Genomic DNA, 21,181 nt, shown 5'->3' with positions numbered 1-21,181 from the left:
GGCGGCCCCCAGCGGGCCCGTGTGTCTGTGACCGACGGTAACCAGAGCTGTCCCCGTGCCGCTCGTCGTGCGCGACGGCCCGCCAGGGAGGAGATTTGTTCCTGAGTCCGGTCGCGCGGCCGTGCGAGGAGGTGGTCGGCGTGTCCGAGGGGCAGTCGTCCGCGCAGGCGCCGGCAACCGCCAGAACGCCGGTCGGCCGTCCCCTGCTGTCCCTGGCGCTGGCCTCGATGATGGACGAGGTGCACGCCCACTCCGGCGCGGTGTACCTGCTGGCGCGGGACCACCCGGTGCTGGAGATGGCGGTGATGGCGGGGCTGCCGCGGGCGTTCGCGGCGCCCTGGGAGCGGGTGGGGCTGAGCGCGCCGATCCCGGTCGCCGACGCGGCGCGCGAGCGGCGGCTGGTGTGGGTCGGCGGCGAGGAGGAGATGGCCCGCCGCTATCCGCGGATCGCCATGGTGCTGCCGTATCCGTTCGCCCTGGCCGCCGTGCCGGTGGCCACCGAGTCCACCGTGTACGGCGCGGTGTTCGTGACCTGGCCGGGCGGGCATCCGCAGGAGCTGTCCGACCGGGAGCGCGAGCATCTGACCGCGGCCTGCGGGCGGCTCGCGGTCCGGCTGGAGCGGGCCGCCGAGCACAGCATCCCGCCGCACCCCGAGACGGATCTGGTCGCCGCGCCCCTGGTCGGTGGGATGGCCGGCACGCTCGGCACGGTCGAGGCGGCCCGGATGGTGAGCCGGCTGCCGTACGGGCTGGTCTCGCTGGATCTGCACGGGCGGATCGGTTTCGTCAACGCGGCGGCGGCCGAACTGCTGAACGTCCCGGTCAGCCGGCTGCTCGGCACGCAGCTGTGGGCGTCGGTGCCGTGGCTCAACGACCCGGTGTACGAGGACCGTTACCGGGCCGCGCTGATGAGCCAGCACACCGCCTCGTTCGTGGCGCTGCGCCCGCCCGGCGAGTGGCTGTCGTTCCGGCTGTATCCGAGCACGACGGGCCTCAGCGTCCGGATCACCAGGGCCCGGGCCGTGGCGGAGATGAACCGGACCGCACCGCCGCCCGACGGGACGCCGACCCGGCTGGTCACCATCACGCAGGTGCTGAACCTGGCCAGTGCGCTCACCGAGGCGGTGGGGGTGCAGGACGTGGTGCAGCTGGTCGCGGACGAGATCGCCCCGGCCGTGGGCAGCCAGGCCCTGGTCGTGCTGGGCTCGCGGGCCAACCGGCTGCGGGTGCTCGGGCACCGCGGGTACCGGGATGCGACCGTGGTGGAGCGGTTCGACGGGATGCCGCTGACCGAGCCGACCCCCGGCACACAGGTGCTGCGGACGGGCGTGCCGGCCTTCTTCGAGTCGCAGGAAGAGCTGGAGCGCCTCTACCCGGCGCGGGGCGCGACGCCCGACGGGTTCGCGGCCTGGGCGTATCTGCCGCTGATCGCCCAGGGCCGGCCGGTGGGGACGTGCGTGCTCTCCTACGCCGAGCCGCACCCCTTCCCGACGGAGGAACGGGCGGTGATGACCAGCCTGGCCGGCCTGATCGCCCAGGCGCTGGAGCGGGCGTTGCTCTACGACGCCAAGCACCGGCTCGCGCACGGCCTCCAGGAGGCGCTGCTGCCGCACTCCCTGCCGTCGCTGCCCGGCATCGAGGCGGCCGCCCGCTATGTGCCGGCCACGCAGGGCATGGACATCGGCGGCGACTTCTACGACCTGGTGCGCACCCAGGGGATGGCGGCGGCGGTGATCGGGGACGTGCAGGGCCACAACGTCACGGCGGCCGGGCTGATGGGGCAGGTCCGCACCGCGGTGCGCGCGTACACGGCCGTGGGCCAGGCGCCCGAGGAAGTCATGCGCAGCACCAACGGGCTGCTGCTCGACCTGGGGTCCGACCTGTTCGCCAGCTGCCTGTACCTGCGCCTCGACCCGGCGCACGGCCGGGCCGTGATGTCCCGGGCGGGTCATCCGCCGCCGCTGCTGAGGCGCCCGGACGGGCGGGTGCGCGTTCTCGACCTGGCCGGCGGCCCGCTGCTGGGCATCGACGCCTCCGCGGTGTACCCGACGACGGAGGTCTCCCTCGCCCCCGGCTCCCTGCTCGCCCTCTACACCGACGGGCTGGTCGAATCCCCCGGCACCGACTTCGAGGAGGCCCTCGCGGGCCTGGGCCGTCGCCTGGCCGACGCGGGGGACCAGCCGCTGGACGAACTGGCCGACAGCCTCGTCCGTCCGGAGCGCCACCGCACGGACGGGGAGGAACGGCTCGACGACATCGCCCTGTTGCTGCTCAGGGCCGTCGGTTAGGGCCCCACGGTCCGTTCTCCTGCGGAGCTCCGCCGACGCGCGGACGGGCCGGTCCTCCCGCCGGAGGGCCGGCCCGGTCCACCGGCCGGCCGGCATCACTGCTGAGGGCGGTCGGTGGCTGGGAACGCCGGTGGGCCGGCCCGGTCCGCCAGGAAGGGGGCGGAATCGGGCCGGCATCGTCGGACCGGCTGCCGACGTCTTCGGGTCAGCGGGACTCGGTCAGACCGGAGTTGTCCTCGACACCCTGGCCCGTGTCCTGACCGGCGCCTTCACCGGCTCCGGCACCCGCTTCCTCGCCTCCGGCCTGCTCACCGGCACCAGCGCCGGCTCCGGCTCCGGCTTCTTCACCGGCACCGGCTTCCTCGCCCGCACCGGCACCAGCGCCGGCTCCGGCCTCGCCGCCGGCGCCGGCCTCCTCACCGGCGCCCGCTTCCTCACCGGCACCGGCGCCGGCGTCCTCGCCCGCACCGGCTTCCTGGCCGGCGCCGGCCTCTTCACCCGCGCCGCCGGCCGCGCCGCCCGCGCCGAGGGTCGCGCCGACCGCCTCCAGGGCGGTGGTGACCGGCTGGAAGAACGTCTCGCCGCCGACCGTGCAGTCGCCGCTGCCGCCCGAGGTCAGGCCGATCGCGAGACCGTCCTGGGTGAACAGCGAGCCGCCGCTGTCGCCGGGCTCGGCGCAGACGTTGGTCTGGATGAGGCCGGTGACCGTGCCCTCGGGGTAGTTCACCGTGGCGTCGAGGCCGAGGACCTGGCCGTCGTTGAGCCCGGTGGTGCTGCCCATCCGGAAGACCTCCTGGCCGACGGTCGCCTCCGCGGCCTCGGTGATCTGGACGGTCTGGTCGCCGGTGTTGACCTCGCTGGGCGCCTCGGTCGCCGGGTCGTCGTACTTCACGAGCGCGAAGTCGCCGTCGCCCGGGAAGGTCGACTGGTCGACGGTGGCGATCGGCTGGCCGCCCTGCGTGTCCGACCACTCGTTGCCGCCGAGGGTGCAGTGACCGGCCGTCAGGAAGGCCGGGGAGCCGTCGCCCGCGGTGACGTTGAAGCCGAGGGAGCAGCGCGAGCCGCCCGCGAAGATGGCGTCACCGCCCGAGACGAACGGCTTGAAGGTGCCCGCGGACTTCTTGATGGTCGCCATGCCGGAGCCGAGGCTCTGCACGGTGGACTCCAGTCTGTCCCACTTGGCACCGGTCACGGTGCTGTCGGCCGTCACCAGGAGCTTGTTGGTGACCGGGTCGATCGACCACGAGGTGCCCGCGATGGTCGCGTCCGACTTCAGGGTCTGCGCCCCGCTCTGGAGCTCCGACCAGCTGTTGTCGACCTCGCGGACCTTCGCGCCCGCCGCCTTCGCCTGCACGATCACGTTGTTGTTGTCGCCCGGTACGACGTTGACGACGAGCTGCTGGCTGTCGCTGTCGTAGTAGGAGCCGCCGAACGCCTCACCGAGGAGCCCGGAGAGCTGCGAGGCGAGATCCGAGGCGTCGCCCGCCTTCAGGGTCTTCGGCACGGCCGCCGCGTCGTCGGACGAACCGTCCTGCGAGGCGTTGGCGTTGGGGAGCAGGATCGCGGCCGCGCCGAGCGCCACCACGCTGCCCGCCGCTATCGCGGCCTTGCGCTTCGGAATTCGCTTGTGACTCAAACTTCTCTCCTCCTGGGGAACGGAGTAGGTGCCGCCGTCCGGCAGCTTTGGGGGGCGCCTGGATGGCTGTTGGTACGCACGGGCTTCCTGGGGCGTTCAATTCCGTTTGCAAGTGATCCGTTCGCATCGCGGAATCAGCCAACTCCCGCCGTCCGCGCACCGACCGCACGGTCTGCGACCGTCCTGGTCACAGCGGCCCGCCGGGGAAGGTGAGGTGCGACGGCCGGCGACCGCCCATGGCCGGATGACGGCGTTTCAGCCGCAGCTCCAGTGACGACCCGCCGAACCGACACGATCCGTGTCCGACTGGAAACGATCTGTTGTGATCACGGAGTCGAATCCCACCTTCAGCGAATCTGCACACCGAATGCTCAACCCGGTCACCGAGTCGAGGGTTGGCTTCGCGCCGGCCGCGTCGGTCATGCCTTTGGTGCGGGAGTGCCGGATTCGCCGGCCCCAGGGACAAGGGGTCGCATGAGCCGATGCCGTGACGCATGTGAAGAACTGGCCACGAAGGCGTGCGCAGACCTGCACGCTTCGGTGCGGCTGGGGCGCAAGTTGCCTGGTGAGACGGCTGGTTGATTGGAAGCCCGCGCCCGCAGCGTGCTTTGATCCATCGCACCGCGGGGGCCGCACAGGGCACTCGGAAACGGGAGTCCGGCATCCGCGGTCGCGGCCGTCATCTGTCCCCAGAGGGGGCCGCTCCCCCCTTGTGAGATATCCATACGAAGGGAAGTTCCATCATGAACTCCACCCCCCAGGTTGAGACCGTCGAGATCGCTGACGCCCAGCTCGACGCCATCTCCGGCGGCCTGTCCGTGAACGCTGTCAACACCGTCACCGACACCGTCGACGGCATCGCTCCGGTTTCCGGCCTGGTCGACACCGCCGTCGGCACGGTCGAGGGCGTCACCGGCCTGAACACGGCCCCGGTCACCAACCTGGTCTCCGGTCTCTGATCGAGCCCCAGTGCCGTTGACTCCCGGAGCCGCAGCCGGCGGTTCCGGGATCTTCGGGTGCCGTAACAGCTTCTGCTACGGCCGTAAGAACCTCTTCTACGGGTGAGGGAAGTTCCTTGCAGTTCCGCCAACAGGCCCTCGCCAAGCTCCAGTCACCGGAGGAACTCGACCTTCCGGTGCGTTTCGCCCGCCCGCAGGGCTGGCTGGTGCTCTCGGTGACGGTCGTCGCGATGGCGGCCGCCTCGGTGTGGGCGGTGACCGGCTCGGTGACCTCCACGGTCAGCGCACCCGCCATCCTCACGCACGGGCAGGGCAGTTACCTCCTGCAGAGCCCCGTCGCGGGCCAGGTCACCGCGGTGCTCGCGAAGCAGGGCGAGACGCTGCCGGCCGGCTCCCCCGTGCTCAAGGTCCGTACGCCCAAGGGCGAAACCGTCGTCCGCACGATCGACGCGGGCCGTGTCTCCGCGCTCGCCGCGACCGTCGGGCAGATCATCCAGACCGGCGCGAACGTCGCCTCCGTCGAGAGGGTCGCCCACACCAAGGACCCGCTGTACGCGACGGTCTACGTCCCCGCCGAGAACGCCGCCTCGATCCCCGACGACGCCGCCGTCGACCTGACCGTGCAGTCGGTGCCGACCCAGGAGTACGGCGTCCTGCGCGGCCATGTGAAGTCAGTGGACCGCTCGGCCCAGTCCCCGCAGCAGATCGCCGCTTTCCTCGGGGACAGCCAGCTGGGCGAGCAGTTCACGAAGAAGGGCAGGCCGGTGGCCGTGACGGTCCGGCTGGACAAGTCGTCCGCCACGAAGAGCGGGTACGAGTGGTCGTCCGCGGACGGGCCGCCGTTCAAGCTGACCTCCATGACGCTGGCCTCGGGGTCGATCCGGCTGGACGACCAGCGTCCCGTCGACTGGCTGCTGCCGTGACCGCGACCGCACCGGACACCCGGGGCCGGCGCCGCGCCGCCCCGCCCAAGCGCAAGGTGCCCAAGTCCGCGGCGAAGACCGTCCGCACGCCCACCGTGCTCCAGATGGAGGCCGTGGAGTGCGGCGCCGCCTCCCTGGCGATGGTGCTCGGCCACTACGGCAAGCACGTCCCGCTGGAGGAGCTGCGCATCGCCTGCGGCGTCTCCCGCGACGGCTCGCGCGCCAGCAACCTGCTCAAGGCGGCCCGCAGTTACGGCCTGACGGCCAAGGGCATGCAGATGGACCTGGCCGCCCTCGCCGAGGTGAAGTCGCCGGCCATCCTGTTCTGGGAGTTCAACCACTACGTCGTCTACGACGGCATGGGCCGCCGCTTCGGCCGCCGTGGCGTCTACATCAACGACCCCGGCAAGGGCCGCCGCTTCGTCCCCATGGAGGACTTCGACGGCAGCTTCACCGGTGTGGTGCTGGTCATGGAACCCGGCGAGGACTTCACCCGGGGCGGCCGCAAGCCCGGCATCCTGGGCGCCATGCCCGCCCGGCTGCGCGGGACCGCGGGCACGATGCCCGCCGCCGTCCTGGCGAGCCTGCTGCTGGTGGCGGTCGGCGCGGCGGTGCCCGCGCTCAGCCGCACCTACATCGACGAGTTCCTGATCGGGAACCAGACCTCGCTGCTTCCGACGCTGTTCACGGCGATGGCGGCGTGCGTCCTGCTCACCGTCCTCCTCACCTGGCTCCAGCAGGCCAACCTGCTGCACGGCCGCATCATCTCCTCGACCCTCTCCAGCGCCCGCTTCCTGCGCCATCTGCTGCGGCTGCCGGTGACGTTCTTCTCCCAGCGCAGTCCGGCCGACCTGGTGCAGCGGCTCCAGTCCAACGACGCGGTCGCCGAGACGCTGTCCCGCGACCTCGCGGCGGCGGGCGTGGACGCGGTCGTCGTCGTCCTGTACGCGGTACTGCTGTACACGTACGACCCACAGCTGACGTTCGTCGGCATCGGCGTGGCGCTGCTGAACGTCGTGGCCATGCGGGTCGTCATCCGGCTGCGGGCCACGCGCACGGCGAAGCTGCGCGCCGACACGGCCCGGCTCACCAACACCGCCTACACCGGCCTCCAGCTGATCGAGACGATGAAGGCGACGGGCGGCGAGGACGGCTACTTCCGCAAGTGGGCCGGGCAGCACGCCACCACGCTGGAGGAGCAGCAGCGGCTCGGCGTGCCGAGCGCCTGGCTGGGCGTGGTCGCGCCGACGCTGGCCACCCTCAACAGCGCTCTGATCCTCTGGATCGGCGGCATGAGGGCGGTCGAGGGCCACATCTCGGTCGGTCTGCTGGTCGCCTTCCAGGCCCTGGTCACCCGGTTCACCGCCCCGCTGACCCGGCTCAACGGCGTCGCGGGCCGCATCCAGGACTTCGCGGCCGACGTGGCGCGGCTGAAGGACGTGGAGAACTTCAAGGCCGATCCGCTCTACGGCCGCCCCGAGTCCGGCGAGTCGACGCGCCGTCTCCAGGGCCATGTCGAGCTGGAGAACATCACCTTCGGCTACAGCCCGCTCGACAAGCCCCTGCTCACCGGCTTCGACCTCACCGTCGGTCCCGGGCAGCAGGTCGCGCTGGTCGGCGGGTCCGGCAGCGGCAAGTCCACGGTGTCCAGGCTGATCTCCGGCCTGTACGCGCCGTGGGAGGGCGTGATCCGCATCGACGGACAGCGCATCGAGGACATCCCGCGCGGGGCGCTGGCCGCCTCCGTCTCCTTCGTCGACCAGGACGTGTTCCTCTTCGAGGGCACGGTCCGCGACAACGTGGCGCTGTGGGACCCGTCGATCCCGGACGAGGCGGTGGAGGACGCGCTGCGCGACGCCGCCCTGCTCGACGTGATCACGCGCCGCCCCGGCGGCATCCACAGCAAGGTCGAGCAGGACGGGCGCAACTTCTCCGGCGGGCAGCGCCAGCGCCTGGAGATCGCGCGGGCGCTGGTGCGCCGGCCGAGCATCCTGGTGCTCGACGAGGTGACGAGCGCGCTGGACGCGGAGACCGAGCTGGTCGTCATGGACAACCTGCGCAGGCGCGGCTGTGCCTGTGTGGTGATCGCCCACCGGCTCAGCACCGTCCGCGACAGCGACGAGATCGTCGTCCTGCAGCACGGCACGGTCGTGGAGCGGGGACGGCACGAGGACCTGGTGGCGCACGGTGGAGCGTACGCGGCACTGGTCAGGGAGCGGTGAGATGACGGCCGTTCAGGGACACGAGGGCGACCTCGTCCTCAACGCGTTCGGGCAGATGGGCTCGCGCATCGACTGCGCCGGGTTCAACCGCCTCGATCTGGAGGGCCCGCAGGTGCTGTGGCTGGTCGCGGCGGGCGCCGTCGACCTGTTCGCGGTGGACGCCGGCCAGCAGGGCCACTGGCACCACCTGGGCCGCCTGGAGGCGGGCTCGCTGGTGCTGGGACCGGTGCCGGGCCCCCAGCACACCCTGGTGGCCCGCCCGCTGCGGGACTGCGTGGTGCACCGCATCGGCCTGCGTGAGCTGTACCAGCCCGCCAACACCGCGACCTGGTCGTACGACGAGTACGGCAATCCGCAGTACGTGCCGCCGACGACGAGCCCGCTGGAGTACGCCCTCGCCCTGGGCGTCGGCCGCAGCCTGTCGATCCTCTTCCAGGCGCCGATGGCCACCGAGCGGGCCGCCGCTCCCACGGACGACGACGTGTTCTGGATGCAGGTGCCGCCGGGCAGTGTGCAGTACGGCTCGCTCTACGGCGCCGAGGCCGCGGCCGACCTGCTGATGGACCCCGGGCTGTGGCAGTCCATGGTCGACCAGCAGTACCGGCTGCTGACCACGCTGGACCGCTGGATCGAGCAACTGGAGCGCACCCACGAGTCGCGCACGGCCGAGGGCATCAAGGCCGGTGAGGCGGTACGCGCCCAGGCCGACCAGACGCTGCTGGCCTCCATCGGGAAGCGGTCGTCGAAGCGGACCACCGCGGCCGACGCCGACGCCACGTACGCGGCGTGCAAGCTCGTCGCGCAGGCCGCCGGGATCAGCCTCACCGAGCCCACCCAGAAGGGCACGGGCGGCGACCGCCTGGACCCGGTCGAGCAGGTCGCCCTGGCCTCCCGCGTCCGCACCCGGGCCGTGCGCCTCGACGGCCGCTGGTGGCGGGACAACGTCGGGCCGCTGGTCGGTCACCGGGCCCTGTCCGGTGCGCCGGTGGCGCTGCTGTGGCGGCGCGGCGGATACGTCGCCGTCCACCCGTCCACCGGCCGTGAGACACCGATCGAGAAGGCCAACGCCGACGAGTTCGAGCCGCGCGCGGTCATGTTCTACCGCCCGCTGCCCGAGCGCGGTCTCAGCCCGCTGAGGCTGTTGCGGTTCTGCATGCAGGGCACGCGCGGCGACCTGACGGGGCTGCTGCTCAGCGGACTGGTCACGGTGGCGATCGGCGCCCTGGTGCCCATCGCGACCGGCAAGGTGCTCGGCGAGTTCGTGCCGAAGGCGCAGACGGACCTCATCGTGCAGGTCTGTATGGCGGTGATGCTCAGCAGTGTGGTGTCGGCGGCGTTCATGCTGTTGCAGAACCTCACCATCCTGCGGCTGGAGGGCCGGGTCGAGGCCACGCTCCAGCCGGCCGTGTGGGATCGGCTGCTCAGGCTGCCGACGAGGTTCTTCACCGAGCGCTCCACCGGCGAACTGGCCAGCGCGGCCATGGGCATCAGCTCGATCCGCAGACTGCTCGCGGGAGTCGGGCCGACGGTCGCCCAGTCGGTGACGGTCGGGGCGATGAACCTGGGGCTGCTGCTGTGGTTCAGCGTGCCGATGGCGATGGCCGCGATCGGCATGCTCGTGGTCATCGCGGCCGTGTTCCTGGGGCTCGGGCTGTGGCAGGTGCGGTGGCAGCGGCGGCTGGTCGTGCTCAGCAACAAGCTGAACAACCAGGCCTTCCAGACGCTGCGCGGTCTGCCCAAGCTGCGGGTGGCCGCCGCCGAGAACTACGCGTACGCCGCGTGGGCGTCGCAGTTCGCGCGCAGCCGTGAGCTCCAGCAGAAGGTCGGCCGGATCAAGAACCTCACGTCGGTGCTGGGCGCGGTGTACCTGCCGCTGTGCACGCTGCTGATGTTCATGCTGCTGGCGGGTCCGGCACGGGGCTCGATGTCGGCGGCCGCGTTCCTCACCTTCAACACCTCGGTGACGATGGTGCTGACCTCGGTGACCCAGCTGACGGGCGCGTTCGTCTCGGCCGTGGCGGCGCTGCCGCTGTTCGAAGAGATCAAGCCGGTGTTGGACGCGACGCCGGAGGTGCGCACGGCGAGCACGCGTCCGGGCCCGCTGTCCGGGGCGCTCGAGGCGCGGCGGCTGTCCTTCCGTTACTCGGACGACGGTCCGCTGGTGCTGGACGACGTGTCGTTCGAGGTGCGGCCGGGCGAGTTCGTCGCGGTCGTCGGCCCGAGCGGCTGCGGCAAGTCGACGCTGCTGCGCCTGCTGATCGGCTTCGACCGCCCGGTGTCGGGCAGCGTCCTGTACGACGGTCAGGACCTGGCCGCGCTCGACCAGTCGGCGGTGCGCCGCCAGTGCGGTGTGGTGCTCCAGCACGCCCAGCCGTTCACCGGCTCGATCCTGGACGTCATCTGCGGCACCGAGCCGTACACGCCGGAGGAGGCGATGGCGGCGGCCGAGCTGGCCGGGCTCGCCGAGGACATCAAGCGGATGCCGATGGGCCTGCACACCATCGTCTCGGGCAGCGGCGCCGTCTCCGGTGGCCAGCGCCAGCGGCTGATGATCGCCCAGGCGCTGATCCGCCGGCCGCGCATCCTCTTCTTCGACGAGGCGACCAGCGCCCTCGACAACGAGACCCAGCGCACGGTCATCGAGAGCACCAAGGCCCTCAACGCCACCCGGATCGTCATCGCCCACCGGCTGTCGACCGTGATGGACGCCGACCGGGTCGTGGTGATGGAGGACGGCAAGGTCGTCCAGCAGGGCCCGCCCGCCCAGTTGCTCGCCGACACCAGTGGCCGGCTGCACGAGCTGGTGCGGCGCCAGATGGCGTGACGGTGTCCGGTCCGCCCGGTGGCGTGACTTCGCCGTACTCCGGGGCCCTGACCGTTGGGCTCTGCCGGAAGTGGGTACCCACGGCCCATGCGAATCAGCGTGGTGGACGTGGGATCGAACACGGTCAGACTGGTGGTCGCGGACGCGGACGGCGGCGTACCGCTTCCGGTGCACACCGCCAAGTGGCGGCTCAGGCTGTCCGAGCAGGTCACACCGGGGGGACCCATCCCTGAGCAGGCCGTCGAACAACTGGTGCACGCGGTCGCCGAGGCGAGCCGGACCGCCGCCCGGTGGGGCGCGGCGGCCCCACTGGCGTTCGCGACCGCCGTGGTGCGCGGCGCGTCGAACCGGCACGAGGTGCTGCACACCGTCCGGGCCCGTACCGGCGTGGACCTGTGCACCCTGCCGGGCGAGGTCGAGGCGGAACTGACGTTCCTGGGGGCCCGGCGCTGGATGGGCTGGCGGTCGGGGCCGCTCGCCCTGCTCGACATCGGCGGCGGCTCGCTCGAAGTCGCCTTCGGGCGCGGCCGGTTGCCCGACTTCGTGGCCTCGCTGCCGCTGGGTGCCGGGCGGCTCACGCACGAGTTCTTCCAGGACGAGGACCCGCCGTCGCCGGAGCGGGTGCGGGCACTGCGCCGCAAGGTCCGCCACCAGCTGCGGGACGTCGCGGCGCGGATCCGCTGGGAGGGCCCGCGCACCGCGGTCGCCACCTCACGCACCTTCCAGCAGCTGGGACGGCTGTGCGGTACGGCGCCCGGACGCCACGGCCCGTTCGTGGACCGGCAGTTGCACCGCTCGGCGCTGCGCGAGGCGATCCCGCGGCTGGCCGCCCTGCCCGCCGCCGAACGCGCGCTGCTGCCCGGCATCTCCGCCCCGCGGGCCGCGCAGAGCCTGGCCGGGGCGGTGGTCGCGCACACCGCGATGAAACTGACCGGCCTCAGGTCCGTCACGGTCTGCCCCTGGGCGATCCGCGAGGGCGTGCTGCTGCGGCACATCGAGGACGGCCCTGCCTGGTGGGCGGAGGTCACCCGCCGCACCGAGGAGGCGGCCCCTCCCGACCCGGTGCCGCTGCGCATCGCCACCGCCTCCACCTGATCGCCGGCAGACGACAACGGACGCACCGAACGCAGAAAGGAGACCCCCGTGTCCCAGGACAACAACCACGACGGCTCCGACAAGAAGCCCGAGACGGCGCTGGAGGAGGTGCTGCGTGAGATCGAGGAGGCCGAGAACCGCACGCAGGACTCCGCCGAGCAGCGACGACACCGGGGCGAGGCCGGAGAGGCCATCACCCCCAACACGCGCGCCCAGGACGAGTCCCACGGGGACTGAGCGCAGTGGCCGGGCCCGGTCCGGCCCCTTCATGGCGTGCCGGAGTCCCTTTCCGCGCGGGAACTACGCGGGTAGGTGACTCCGGACGCCGGCCGGGTACCCGGCGCGCATGGAGCACGACCGTGGAGAACCAGGACTGCCCGCCCCGCGCGGACCGCTGAGCGGGGGCGTGGAGGCGTACCTGCGGGGCGCGGGCCGGCTGCCCCGCCTGGAGGACGTCGCCCGGGCCGCGGTGTACGGCGGTGATCTCCAGCTGGCCCTGTACCTGTGCTACGAGCTGCACTACCGCGGGTTCGCGGGGGTGTCCCCCGACCACGAGTGGGACCCCGAGCTGCTGCGCACCCGGGCGGCCCTGGAGCACCGCTTCCTGTCCGCCCTGCGCTCCGACGCCCGGGTCCACGACAGCGTGGACGAGGCGCTGGCGGACCTCCTGGTCGAGCCCGTCGACGGCACGGGCGTCAGCCACTTCCTGCGGGACGAGGGCGAGCTGTGGCACCTGCGCGAGTACGCGGCCCAGCGCTCCCTGTACCACCTCAAGGAGGCGGACCCGCACGCCTGGGTGCTGCCGCGGCTGTGGGGCCGGGCCAAGGCGGGGATGGCGGCGGTGGAGTTCGACGAGTGGGGCGGTGGCCGGGCCGACCGCGTGCACGCCCGGCTGTTCGCCGACCTGATGACGGACCTGGGCCTGGACACCACGTACGGCCGCTATCTGGCCGCGGCGTCCGCGGAAGCCCTGGTCACGGTGAACCTCATGTCCCTCTTCGGCCTGCACCGGGCCCTCAGAGGCGCCCTGGTCGGCCACTTCGCGACGGTCGAGATCACCTCGTCGCCGGGTTCGCGGCGGCTCGCCGAGGCGATGCGCCGCACCGGCGCCGGGCGGGCGGCTGAGCACTTCTACGACGAGCACGTCGAGGCCGACGCGGTGCACGAGCAGGTGGTGCGCCACGAGGTCATCGGCGGTCTGCTGGAGGCCGAGCCGCACCTCGCCCCGGATGTCGCGTTCGGGATCGATGCCACCGGGTTCGCCGAGGACCGCTTCGGGGCCCGGCTGCTCGCCGATTGGCGTGCGTCACGTTCATCACTGTGTGCACCGCTTGAGCGTGAAACTACCTATATCTCCTGAATGCCCGGGTACCCGAGCGCCGTGAACCCACTGGTACCCCCGGGCGTGTACGCCCCGCAGGAGGACACCGAGCTGCTGGCCGGAGCTCTGTTCGACGAGCCGTTGCCGCCCGGCGCGGAGGTCCTGGACGTCGGCACCGGCACCGGCGCCCTGGCCCTGGAGGCCGCGCGCCGGGGCTTCCGCGTGACCGCGGTGGACGTGTCCCGCAAGGCGGTGTGGGCCGCACGGCTGAACGCTGTGCGGGCGGGGCTCCCGGTCCGCATCCGGCACGGGAACCTCTTCGATCCGGTGCGCGGCGAGTCGTTCGACCTGATCCTGGCCAATCCGCCGTACGTGCCGGCGCCGGACGGCACCCGACGGCCGCGTGGCGCGGCCCGCGCCTGGGACGCGGGCGACGACGGGCGGCTGGTCGTGGACCGGATCTGCCGGAAGGCACCTGACCTGCTGCGTCCGGGCGGGGTGCTGCTGCTGGTGCAGTCCGCGCTCAGCGGCCCGGACCTGACCGTCGGCCGGCTGCGCTCGTCGGGCCTGAAGGCCGCGGTGACGCGCCGGCGGCGGATCGCGTTCGGCCCGGTGCTGCGCGGCCGGGAACGCTGGCTGCGGGAGCGGGGGCTGCTGTCCGCCGCCGAGGACAAGGAAGAGCTGGTGGTCGTCCGTGCCGAACTCCCCGTCTGACCGGTCCGCGGCGCCGCGCCGCGTCACAGTTCAGCGCAAGGGCCCGCTGCTGGTGGAGGGCCCGGTGGAGGTGGAACTGGAGGACGGTTCCGTCGTCACCTCGGACCGCTTCCGCGTGGCCCTGTGCACCTGCCGCCGCAGCCGCCGCTATCCGTGGTGCGACACGAGCCACCGCGACCGGGCCTGAGCCCGGTCGCGGTGGCCGGTGAGTCCAGGGGCCGGCGGATGGCCCCACTCCGCCCGCCGGCCCCCTTGTACGAGATCGCAAATCCCCGCGACAGCGGCCCGGCTCCCCAGCCTCGAACCGCTGTACCTCACGGGAACAGCGCGATCCCGGTCCCTCAGAACGCGAAGACGCCGGAACCGTAGGCGTTCTTCACGCACTCGTTGGAGAACGTGCGTTCGTACGAGACCCGCTGGCCCTGCCAGACACCGTCGACGGTGACGACCACCGGGTCGTACTGCTTGGTGCACATCACGCCGCCCCTCGCGGTCAGGGCGTGGATGTCACCGCCGACGCCGCGCAGTTCCGCGCAGGCGGAGCCGGCGACCGGGTGCGTGCCGGAGGGCGTCGGGGCACAGGTCAGGGTGACCGCGCGTTCCGGAGTCGCGGCGGCCGCGCTCTCACCGTGGCCCACCGTGAGGACGAGGGCCGACGGGGCGTAGAGCGCGGTGGGGGCCTGACCCGGAGTGGCGAGGGCGGCCCCGGTGAGGGGTCCGCAGACGGCTGTGGCCGTCAGTCCGAGGGTCATGGCCCAGCGCGCGGTGTTCCGCATTGTGTGCATCCTTCCGCTCGATTACAGGGTGTGCCGGCCCGTGCTCGGTCGGTGCCCGGGACGGCGAACGCGAGTCTGCCGAGTCCGCCGCGGAAGCACACATCGACCCCACGGGTTTCAGTAACCTTGCGTATTGAATCAGTGGCGCGAAGTTACGGAATCCGCCCGCGCGAAGCCCGTAACCGCACGGGCCCCGGGGACACGAAGCGGCCAGATGGCCGATTCCCGCATGCTCGTTAATAGGCCTGAAACATTCCGATTCCGCTCTGGGCCGACTGCTTTCTTACCCCTTGTGTTCATGCTCGGGTCGAGTAATCGTCATTACATGATTACGACAGAGCAGCGAGAGAAACTGCGCGGCTGGTTCGCCGGCCGCCTTCCCGACGACCTCTTCGAGGAACTGACCGAGGTCACGGTCGACCGCGAGGAGATCACCGTCATCGGCCGCATCCCCGAACCCCGGCTGGCCGAGGACGCCCCGGCCGCCGAGCGGGAGGCGGCCCTGGAGAGCCGGGTGCAGGAGTTCCGGGAACGCACGCGCGAGGACCGGATGGCCGTGGCCCGGGAGGCCGAGCACCGGTTCCGCCGGAAGGTGTCCTGGGGTGTGGAGTGCGGCGGGCGGCGGACGCTCTTCACGCACGTGGCCGCACCCGTCATGACGCGGCTGCGCCAGCCGGAGCGCCAGGTCCTCGACACCCTGATCGCCGGCGGCGTCGCCCGCAGCCGCAGCGACGCGCTGGCCTGGTGCGTGCGCCTGGTCCAGCGCCACACCGACGACTGGCTCGCGGAGTTGCGCGACTCCCTCGAACACGTGCAGCGGGTCCGGGCCCAGGGGCCGGACGCCGAGCCGGATCAAGCGGATCACGCTGAGCACACGGATGACGAGGAGTGACCACAGAGTGGAGGATTGGTCCACTCACAGCACCGAGAATGGATGAACCGTCCTCTGGTGTCGTTCGCCCGCGGCGCCCTACCGTCGGCAGCACCCCAGAGGACCGGATCCGCACGCCGTCGCACACCCTCGCGCCGGCGAGCGGCCGTCCGCCCTGCCGCCGCGCCATCCCGCGCTCCACCGCCCCCGTCCCCGCTGGAGCCCTCTTGTCCTCGCCGGCCGACTGTCCCCCGGGCGCCGACCGCCCCTCCCCCGCCGCGTCTGCCCCGTCCCTGACGGAGGTCGAGACCCACGGTGTCGACCGCATCCCCGACGCCGAGCGCACCGCCACCCCGCTGGACCTGTTCCGGCTCGCCTTCGGCGGCGCCAACACCTTCTCCACCTGCGTCCTCGGCGCCTTCCCGATCCTGTTCGGCCTCTCCTTCTGGCAGGGCCTCGCGGCCACGCTGCTCGGGGTCGTCGCGGGCGCGCTCATCCTGTGCCCGATGGCGGTGTTCGGCCCGGTCAACGGCACCAACAACGCCGTGTCGTCGTCGGCGCACCTGGGCGTGCACGGCCGCGTGGTCGGCTCGTTCCTGTCCCTGCTGACGGCCGTCGCGTTCTTCTCCATCTCGGTGTGGAGCTCCGGCGACGCCCTGGTCGGCGGCGCCCACCGGCTGTTCGGCCTCCACCGGAGCGACCTGTCCTACGCCGTCGCGTACGCCGCGTTCGTGGTACTGGTCCTCGCAGTGTGCGTCTACGGCTTCCGCTTCATGCTGTTCGTCAACAAGATCGCGGTGACTTCGGCGAGCGCGCTGTTCCTGCTCGGCGCCGTGGCGTTCGCGGGGGACTTCGACCCCTCGTACGCGGGCGTCTTCACCGACTCGGCGGACGCGGCGACGACGGCCCTGTTCTGGCCCTCGTTCATCGGGGCGGCGCTGATCGTGCTGTCGAACCCGGTGTCGTTCGGGGCGTTCCTCGGCGACTGGTCGCGCTACATCCCGGCGAGCACCCCGCGCCGGAAGGTGCTGGGGGCCGCGTTCCTGTCGCAGCTCGCGACGCTGCTGCCGTTCCTGTTCGGCCTGACGACGGCGAGCATCATCGCGGACAAGGCGCCGCGGTACGTCGATCCGGCGGCCCCCGACTTCGTGGGCGGCCTGCTCGCGATCTCGCCGGGCTGGTTCTTCCTGCCGGTCTGCCTGCTCGCGCTGATCGGCGGCATGGCGACGGGCACCACGGCGCTGTACGGGACCGGGCTCGACTTCTCGTCCGTGTTCCCGAGGCTGTCCCGGGTCCAGGCGACACTGCTGGTCGGCGCGGTGTCGACCGGGTTCATCTTCGCCGGCCGGTTCGGGCTCGACCTCGTGCGGTCCATCTCCACCTTCGCCACGGTGATCATCACCTGCACCACGCCGTGGATGGTCGTGATGATGCTGGGCTACTGGACCCGGCGCGGCTGGTACGACCCGGAGGCGCTCCAGGTCTTCAACCGCCGTCAGCGCGGCGGCCGTTACTGGTTCGCGCACGGCTGGAACTGGCGGGGCATGACCGCCTGGTGGATCTCGGCGCTGACCGGCGTGCTGTTCACCAACATGCCCGGGCAGTTCGTCGGGCCGCTCGGCGACCTCGCGAACGGCGTCGACATCGGACTGCCCGTGTCGCTGGTCGTGGCGGCGGTGCTGTTCCTGACGTTGCTGTGGCTGTTCCCCGAACCCCGGGCGGTGTACGGACCCGAGGGCGCGCGGCTGGCCCGGACCGTCGAGGTGCCGGTGCCGCCGATCACCGGGCCCGGCGCCGAGGGAGCGTTGTCAGACCCTTCGGCTAAGTTGCCGGCATGACCAACTTCGTACTGGTGGCGGGGACATGGCTCGGGGCGTGGGCGTGGGACGAGGTGGCCGCGGAGCTGCGCGGCGCCGGGCATGACGTCCATCCGCTGACGCTGTCGGGCCTCGCCGAGAAGCAGGGTGTGGCGGCCGGGCAGCAGACGCACGTGCGGGACATCGTCGACGAGGTGGAGCGCCTCGGCCTGCGAGACGTCGTCCTCGTGGGGCACAGCTACGCGGGCATACCGGTGGGGCAGGCCGCCGCGCGGATCGGGGACCGGCTGCGGCGCGTGGTGTTCGTCGACGCGAACGTGCCCGTGGACGGGGAGTCGTTCCTGTCGGGCTGGCCGAGCGGCCACGTACGGCAGTCGATCGCCGAGCACGACGGGTTCTGGCCGCCGCCCGGCGCGCCGGAGTACGCGGGGCAGGGACTGACGGACGAGCAGATCGCCCGGATCGTCGCCGGTTCCCCGCATCCGGGTGCCACACTCACGGAACCGGCCGTGCTCACCCGTCCGTTGGCCGAGCTCCCGGCGACGTATGTGAAGTGCCTCCTCGACGGGGACGAGCCGATGCCGGCGGTGGCCGAGCTCCTCAAGAGCGACAGCTGGGAGCTGGTGGAGCTGGACACCGGCCACTGGCCGATGTTCTCGCAGCCACGCGGACTCGCCGGCCTCCTGGACGCGGCGGTCCGCCCCTGATCCGCCGTCGCCGATACCGCTCGGTATCGTCGGCCGCGGAGCACGGTCTCGACGAGGAGACGACGAGAGGCGGCTGCGTACGGTGGGCAAGCACTGGGCGGACTTCCAGTACGAGATCTATCTGAACGGGATGACGGGTGCCGTACCGCGGCTGCCCACCGATCTGACCCGGCTGGAGGAGCTGACCGAGCAGCGGCTCGGGCCCGGCCCGGTCGGCTATGTGGCGGGCAGCGCGGGCAACGGCAGCACGGCCCGCGCCAACCGGGCGGCCCTGGAGCGTCGTCGGATCGTGCCGCGCATGCTGCGGGACGTCCACGAACGGGACCTGTCGGCCGAGGTGCTGGGCCGTGCCCTGCCGGCCCCGCTGGCGCTGGCCCCGGTCGGCGTACTGTCGATCATGCACCCGGACGCCGAGTCCGCCGCGGCCCGGGCCGCCGCCGCGCAGGGCGTGCCGTTCGTCCTGTCGTCCGCGTCGAGCACGCCCATGGAGCAGGTCGCCGAGGCGATGGGCGACGCCGAGCGGTGGTTCCAGCTGTACTGGCCCAGGGACCCGGAGGTGGCCCGCAGTTTCCTGAACCGGGCGAAGGCGGCCGGATTCAGCGTCCTCGTGGTCACCCTGGACACGCCGCTGCTGGCGTGGCGGCCGCGCGATCTCGACCAGGCGTATCTGCCGTTCCTGCACGGCGTCGGCACGGCCAACTACTTCTCGGACCCGGCCTTCCAGGCGGGTCTGGCCAAGCCGGTGCACGAGGATCCGAACGCGGCCGTGATGCACTTCGTCGGGATGTTCGCCGACCCGGCGAAGACCTGGCCGGACCTGGCGTTCCTGCGGGAGAACTGGGACGGTCCGATCGTCCTCAAGGGCGTGCTGCACCCGGACGACGCCCGGCAGGCCGCGGAGGCGGGCATGGACGGCGTCGTCGTCTCCAACCACGGCGGGCGCCAGGTGTCCGGGTCCGTCGCGGCGGCCGACGCACTGCCCCGCGTCGCGGAGGCCGTCGGCGACCGGCTCACCGTCCTCTTCGACAGCGGCATCCGCACCGGCGACGACATCTTCAAGGCACTCGCCCTCGGCGCCCGCGCCGTCCTCGTGGGCCGCCCGTACGTCTACGGTCTGGGCCTCGACGGCCGGCCGGGCGTCGAACACGTCATCCGCTGCCTGCTGGCCGAACTCGACCTCACCCTCGCCCTGTCGGGCCACGCCACACCGGACACGATCGGTCCGGCCGACCTCGTCGAGGACCCGGCCTGACAAGCGGGCTGCGCGACGCGTACGCCGCGCAGCCCCGCTCGGAGCCCTGGGGGCCCGTGGTCACGCCGTGCGGCCGTGGGGCAGAGTCACCTGCCGGGCCGTCGGCCGCTCCTGCTCCTCGATCGACAGGGAACCCGCCGTCGTGGGCACGGGCTCGGCCTGCCAGCGCTGTGCGTCGGAGCGGTCGCGGACCTTGACGACGACGTCGGCTCCGGGATCGTCGGTGGTGGAGGCGAGGGCGAGCTGCTCGTCCCAGCGGGGCAGCAACTGCCCTTGCACGGTGAGGTCGTAGCGCACGTCGTCGGCCCGCTCGGCGTCCTCCTCGGCGCAGGTGCCGAGGACGACGACGCCGGCGTCCTTGTGCGAGTCCAGGCACAGGCCGGGATCGGCGACGCTGCGCAGCAGCCCGTCGTTCTCGTACGTCCACTGCTGGGTCCAGGCCGTCGAGCACTCCGCCAGCTTCGTCCCCGAGCCCTCCTTCGGCAGGTCCCGGACGTCGAGGCACAGGCCGGCGCCGGCGTTGCGCAGCCGTGTCACGCCCGGTGCCGTGGGAAGACCGGCAGTGTCGGGCGGGGTCGCGGACCCGGCGCCGTTGCCGCCGGCGGCGCTGTTGGAGCCGGCCGGGTCGGCCTGGCCGCCGTCGTAGGACGACGCGCTGATGATGAGCACGGTCGCCAGTACCCCGGCCGACACCGCGCCGACACCCGAGAGCAGCGCCCGTGAGGAGCGCAGGGCGTCGGGGATGCGTACGCCCTGAACCCGGCGGACCTGCGCGGGGATCCGGGACAGCAGGCGGTGGCGTCCGGCTCCGGGCCGCCCGTCACCGCGCCCTCCGCCGCGCCGGCCCACGCGTCCGCCCCGCGTGCCGTGCGAGGACCGGCCCGGACGCGAGTCGAGGTAGCGGCGGACGCCCCAGCCGAGCACCGCTTCGGCGATCAACGGGCCCAGCCCGCCCTCGAAATGGCTGAGCTGTTCGGCCGCGTTCCGGCAGTAGCGGCACTCCGCCAGATGCTCCTGGACGTCGGGCAGCAGAGCGCCACCCCGACGGATCGGCACGTCGAGGAGGCGGTTGTAGAAACGGCAATCATGGGTCGGCGCTAGTTCACGATGGGCATGTACACAACCCTCGCGGAATGTGTCACGCGCTTGGTCGAGTGCGGCCGACGCGATGTCGGTATCCATGCCCAGCAGACCGGCCGGGACGCCTAAAGGATCGGCCTCGACCTCGACGTGCCAGAGCAAACAGCGCGCGGCTGCGGGAAGTGCCTGAAATGCCCGCTCCGCGAGGACGCGATTTTCGGGCGTCATGGACGTCGCCGCGCGCAGCCCGCGCCCTCCGGCCGGTTTCTGCAACGCCGGCAGTACGGCGGATATTCGATCGTCGCCGGACCACTCCCGGACCGTGTCGCGCACGGTCACCAGAAGCGCCGGGCGCAGCGCGACGGCCGACTCGCCGAAGGCGAGGCGGTTCAGGGTCCGATGGAAGGCGGTCCCCGTGACCATCTCGGCGACCTGCGCCGACGAGGCGAGACAGATGACCGCGTACTCGTACACCGGCTGCCAGTGCCGCGCCATCAGCAGCGCGACGGAATGGGCGGCGACCCCGCCTTCCGGGCTGCCTCTCAGCGGGGCGGCGAGAGATTCATCGGATTCCCCGGGATCCCCGCCGGGCGGGGGATACGGGGGACGAGGGGGGTGGGGGGTGGGCACTGAGATGGTTCCTTCCCACGCGCATGTGGCACACAGAAGTCCTGACGCCGAAAAGGAGCCCGGTTG

The 21,181-nt window shown here is 72.3% G+C and carries 17 protein-coding genes; 14 read left to right on the top strand and 3 right to left on the bottom strand.

The annotated features are described in order from the left end of the window. Positions 1 to 131 precede the first annotated feature (131 nt). Positions 132 to 2,288 carry a SpoIIE family protein phosphatase gene (locus ACH4G3_RS22280; protein WP_397626193.1) on the top strand — a complete coding sequence of 719 codons (2,157 nt, stop codon included), beginning with the start codon at positions 132 to 134 and terminating at the stop codon, positions 2,286 to 2,288. Positions 2,289 to 2,493: 205 nt separating this feature from the next. Here ACH4G3_RS22280 and ACH4G3_RS22275 read toward each other — a convergent pair whose 3' ends face one another. After that, positions 2,494 to 3,924, bottom strand: coding sequence for a S1 family peptidase (locus ACH4G3_RS22275; RefSeq protein ID WP_397626134.1), 1,431 nt, complete (start codon positions 3,922 to 3,924; stop codon positions 2,494 to 2,496). 743 nt (positions 3,925 to 4,667) lie between these two features. Here ACH4G3_RS22275 and ACH4G3_RS22270 point away from each other — a divergent pair. The 9 genes from ACH4G3_RS22270 (at position 4,668) to ACH4G3_RS22230 (ending at position 14,169) form a co-directional block, all read left to right on the top strand. After that, positions 4,668 to 4,883, top strand: coding sequence for a hypothetical protein (locus ACH4G3_RS22270; protein ID WP_020270762.1), 216 nt, complete (start codon positions 4,668 to 4,670; stop codon positions 4,881 to 4,883). Positions 4,884 to 4,999: 116 nt separating this feature from the next. Then, positions 5,000 to 5,806 carry a biotin/lipoyl-containing protein gene (locus ACH4G3_RS22265; protein WP_397626133.1) on the top strand — a complete coding sequence of 269 codons (807 nt, stop codon included), beginning with the start codon at positions 5,000 to 5,002 and terminating at the stop codon, positions 5,804 to 5,806. Next, entirely contained in the window at positions 5,803 to 8,028 is a 2,226-nt protein-coding gene (locus tag ACH4G3_RS22260) for an NHLP family bacteriocin export ABC transporter peptidase/permease/ATPase subunit (protein ID WP_397626132.1), read from the top strand. Before ACH4G3_RS22265 ends, ACH4G3_RS22260 begins: the two co-directional genes overlap by 4 nt. A 1-nt stretch (position 8,029) precedes the next feature. Further along, positions 8,030 to 10,852 carry an NHLP bacteriocin export ABC transporter permease/ATPase subunit gene (locus ACH4G3_RS22255; RefSeq protein WP_397626131.1) on the top strand — a complete coding sequence of 941 codons (2,823 nt, stop codon included), beginning with the start codon at positions 8,030 to 8,032 and terminating at the stop codon, positions 10,850 to 10,852. An 87-nt stretch (positions 10,853 to 10,939) separates the two neighbouring features. Next, positions 10,940 to 11,947, top strand: a complete 1,008-nt coding sequence (locus ACH4G3_RS22250) for a Ppx/GppA family phosphatase (protein ID WP_397626130.1) — start codon at positions 10,940 to 10,942, stop codon at positions 11,945 to 11,947. A gap of 48 nt (positions 11,948 to 11,995) precedes the next feature. Beyond that, positions 11,996 to 12,184: a hypothetical protein gene (locus ACH4G3_RS22245; protein WP_354743093.1), complete on the top strand. Its 189-nt coding sequence runs from the start codon at positions 11,996 to 11,998 to the stop codon at positions 12,182 to 12,184. A gap of 109 nt (positions 12,185 to 12,293) precedes the next feature. Next, the gene (locus ACH4G3_RS22240) at positions 12,294 to 13,307 is read left to right on the top strand and encodes an iron-containing redox enzyme family protein (RefSeq protein ID WP_397626129.1); all 1,014 of its coding nucleotides are present in this window, start codon (positions 12,294 to 12,296) and stop codon (positions 13,305 to 13,307) included. Next, entirely contained in the window at positions 13,308 to 13,982 is a 675-nt protein-coding gene (locus ACH4G3_RS22235) for a HemK2/MTQ2 family protein methyltransferase (RefSeq protein WP_397626128.1), read from the top strand. It abuts the gene before it with no gap. Next, complete coding sequence (locus ACH4G3_RS22230) at positions 13,963 to 14,169, top strand: CDGSH iron-sulfur domain-containing protein (protein ID WP_003994890.1); 207 nt, start codon at positions 13,963 to 13,965, stop codon at positions 14,167 to 14,169. The genes ACH4G3_RS22235 and ACH4G3_RS22230 overlap by 20 nt, the downstream gene beginning before the upstream one ends. Positions 14,170 to 14,323: 154 nt before the next feature. On the opposite strand, the gene ACH4G3_RS22225 is transcribed toward ACH4G3_RS22230, so the two are convergent. Continuing rightward, on the bottom strand, positions 14,324 to 14,758 hold the full coding sequence (locus ACH4G3_RS22225; protein WP_397626127.1) for a protease inhibitor: 435 nt from the start codon (positions 14,756 to 14,758) through the stop codon (positions 14,324 to 14,326). 325 nt (positions 14,759 to 15,083) lie between these two features. Between ACH4G3_RS22225 and ACH4G3_RS22220 the strand changes: the two genes are divergently transcribed. The 4 genes from ACH4G3_RS22220 to ACH4G3_RS22205 all read left to right on the top strand — a co-directional run bounded on the left by ACH4G3_RS22220 (position 15,084) and on the right by ACH4G3_RS22205 (position 19,405). Then, the gene (locus ACH4G3_RS22220; RefSeq protein WP_397626126.1) at positions 15,084 to 15,650 is read left to right on the top strand and encodes a hypothetical protein; all 567 of its coding nucleotides are present in this window, start codon (positions 15,084 to 15,086) and stop codon (positions 15,648 to 15,650) included. A 206-nt stretch (positions 15,651 to 15,856) separates the two neighbouring features. After that, a complete protein-coding gene (locus tag ACH4G3_RS22215; RefSeq protein ID WP_397626125.1) occupies positions 15,857 to 17,467 on the top strand; it encodes a purine-cytosine permease family protein in 1,611 nt (536 codons plus the stop codon). Then, positions 17,464 to 18,153 carry an alpha/beta fold hydrolase gene (locus tag ACH4G3_RS22210; RefSeq protein ID WP_397626124.1) on the top strand — a complete coding sequence of 230 codons (690 nt, stop codon included), beginning with the start codon at positions 17,464 to 17,466 and terminating at the stop codon, positions 18,151 to 18,153. The genes ACH4G3_RS22215 and ACH4G3_RS22210 overlap by 4 nt, the downstream gene beginning before the upstream one ends. An 82-nt stretch (positions 18,154 to 18,235) precedes the next feature. After that, positions 18,236 to 19,405 carry a lactate 2-monooxygenase gene (locus tag ACH4G3_RS22205; RefSeq protein ID WP_397626123.1) on the top strand — a complete coding sequence of 390 codons (1,170 nt, stop codon included), beginning with the start codon at positions 18,236 to 18,238 and terminating at the stop codon, positions 19,403 to 19,405. A 60-nt stretch (positions 19,406 to 19,465) separates the two neighbouring features. On the opposite strand, the gene ACH4G3_RS22200 is transcribed toward ACH4G3_RS22205, so the two are convergent. Continuing rightward, positions 19,466 to 21,115: an RICIN domain-containing protein gene (locus ACH4G3_RS22200; protein WP_397626122.1), complete on the bottom strand. Its 1,650-nt coding sequence runs from the start codon at positions 21,113 to 21,115 to the stop codon at positions 19,466 to 19,468. Positions 21,116 to 21,181: the final 66 nt, after the last annotated feature.

The sequence above is a fragment of the Streptomyces afghaniensis genome, assembly GCF_044327915.1.
In the GTDB taxonomy this organism is placed as follows: Bacteria; Actinomycetota; Actinomycetes; order Streptomycetales; family Streptomycetaceae; genus Streptomyces; species Streptomyces afghaniensis.
The sequence above is the reverse complement of the archived record's forward strand: the minus strand, read 5'-3'. Positions and strand labels throughout refer to the sequence as shown.

Bases quoted from the DNA above. Each gene is read 5' to 3' on its own strand.
- ACH4G3_RS22270 (WP_020270762.1), top strand. From the start codon at position 4,668: ATGAACTCCACCCCCCAGGTTGAGACCGTCGAGATCGCTGACGCCCAG.
- ACH4G3_RS22255 (WP_397626131.1), top strand. From the start codon at position 8,030: ATGACGGCCGTTCAGGGACACGAGGGCGACCTCGTCCTCAACGCGTTC.
- ACH4G3_RS22250 (WP_397626130.1), top strand. From the start codon at position 10,940: ATGCGAATCAGCGTGGTGGACGTGGGATCGAACACGGTCAGACTGGTG.
- ACH4G3_RS22240 (WP_397626129.1), top strand. From the start codon at position 12,294: ATGGAGCACGACCGTGGAGAACCAGGACTGCCCGCCCCGCGCGGACCG.
- ACH4G3_RS22235 (WP_397626128.1), top strand. From the start codon at position 13,308: ATGCCCGGGTACCCGAGCGCCGTGAACCCACTGGTACCCCCGGGCGTG.
- ACH4G3_RS22225 (WP_397626127.1), bottom strand. From the start codon at position 14,758: ATGCGGAACACCGCGCGCTGGGCCATGACCCTCGGACTGACGGCCACA.
- ACH4G3_RS22220 (WP_397626126.1), top strand. From the start codon at position 15,084: ATGATTACGACAGAGCAGCGAGAGAAACTGCGCGGCTGGTTCGCCGGC.
- ACH4G3_RS22210 (WP_397626124.1), top strand. From the start codon at position 17,464: ATGACCAACTTCGTACTGGTGGCGGGGACATGGCTCGGGGCGTGGGCG.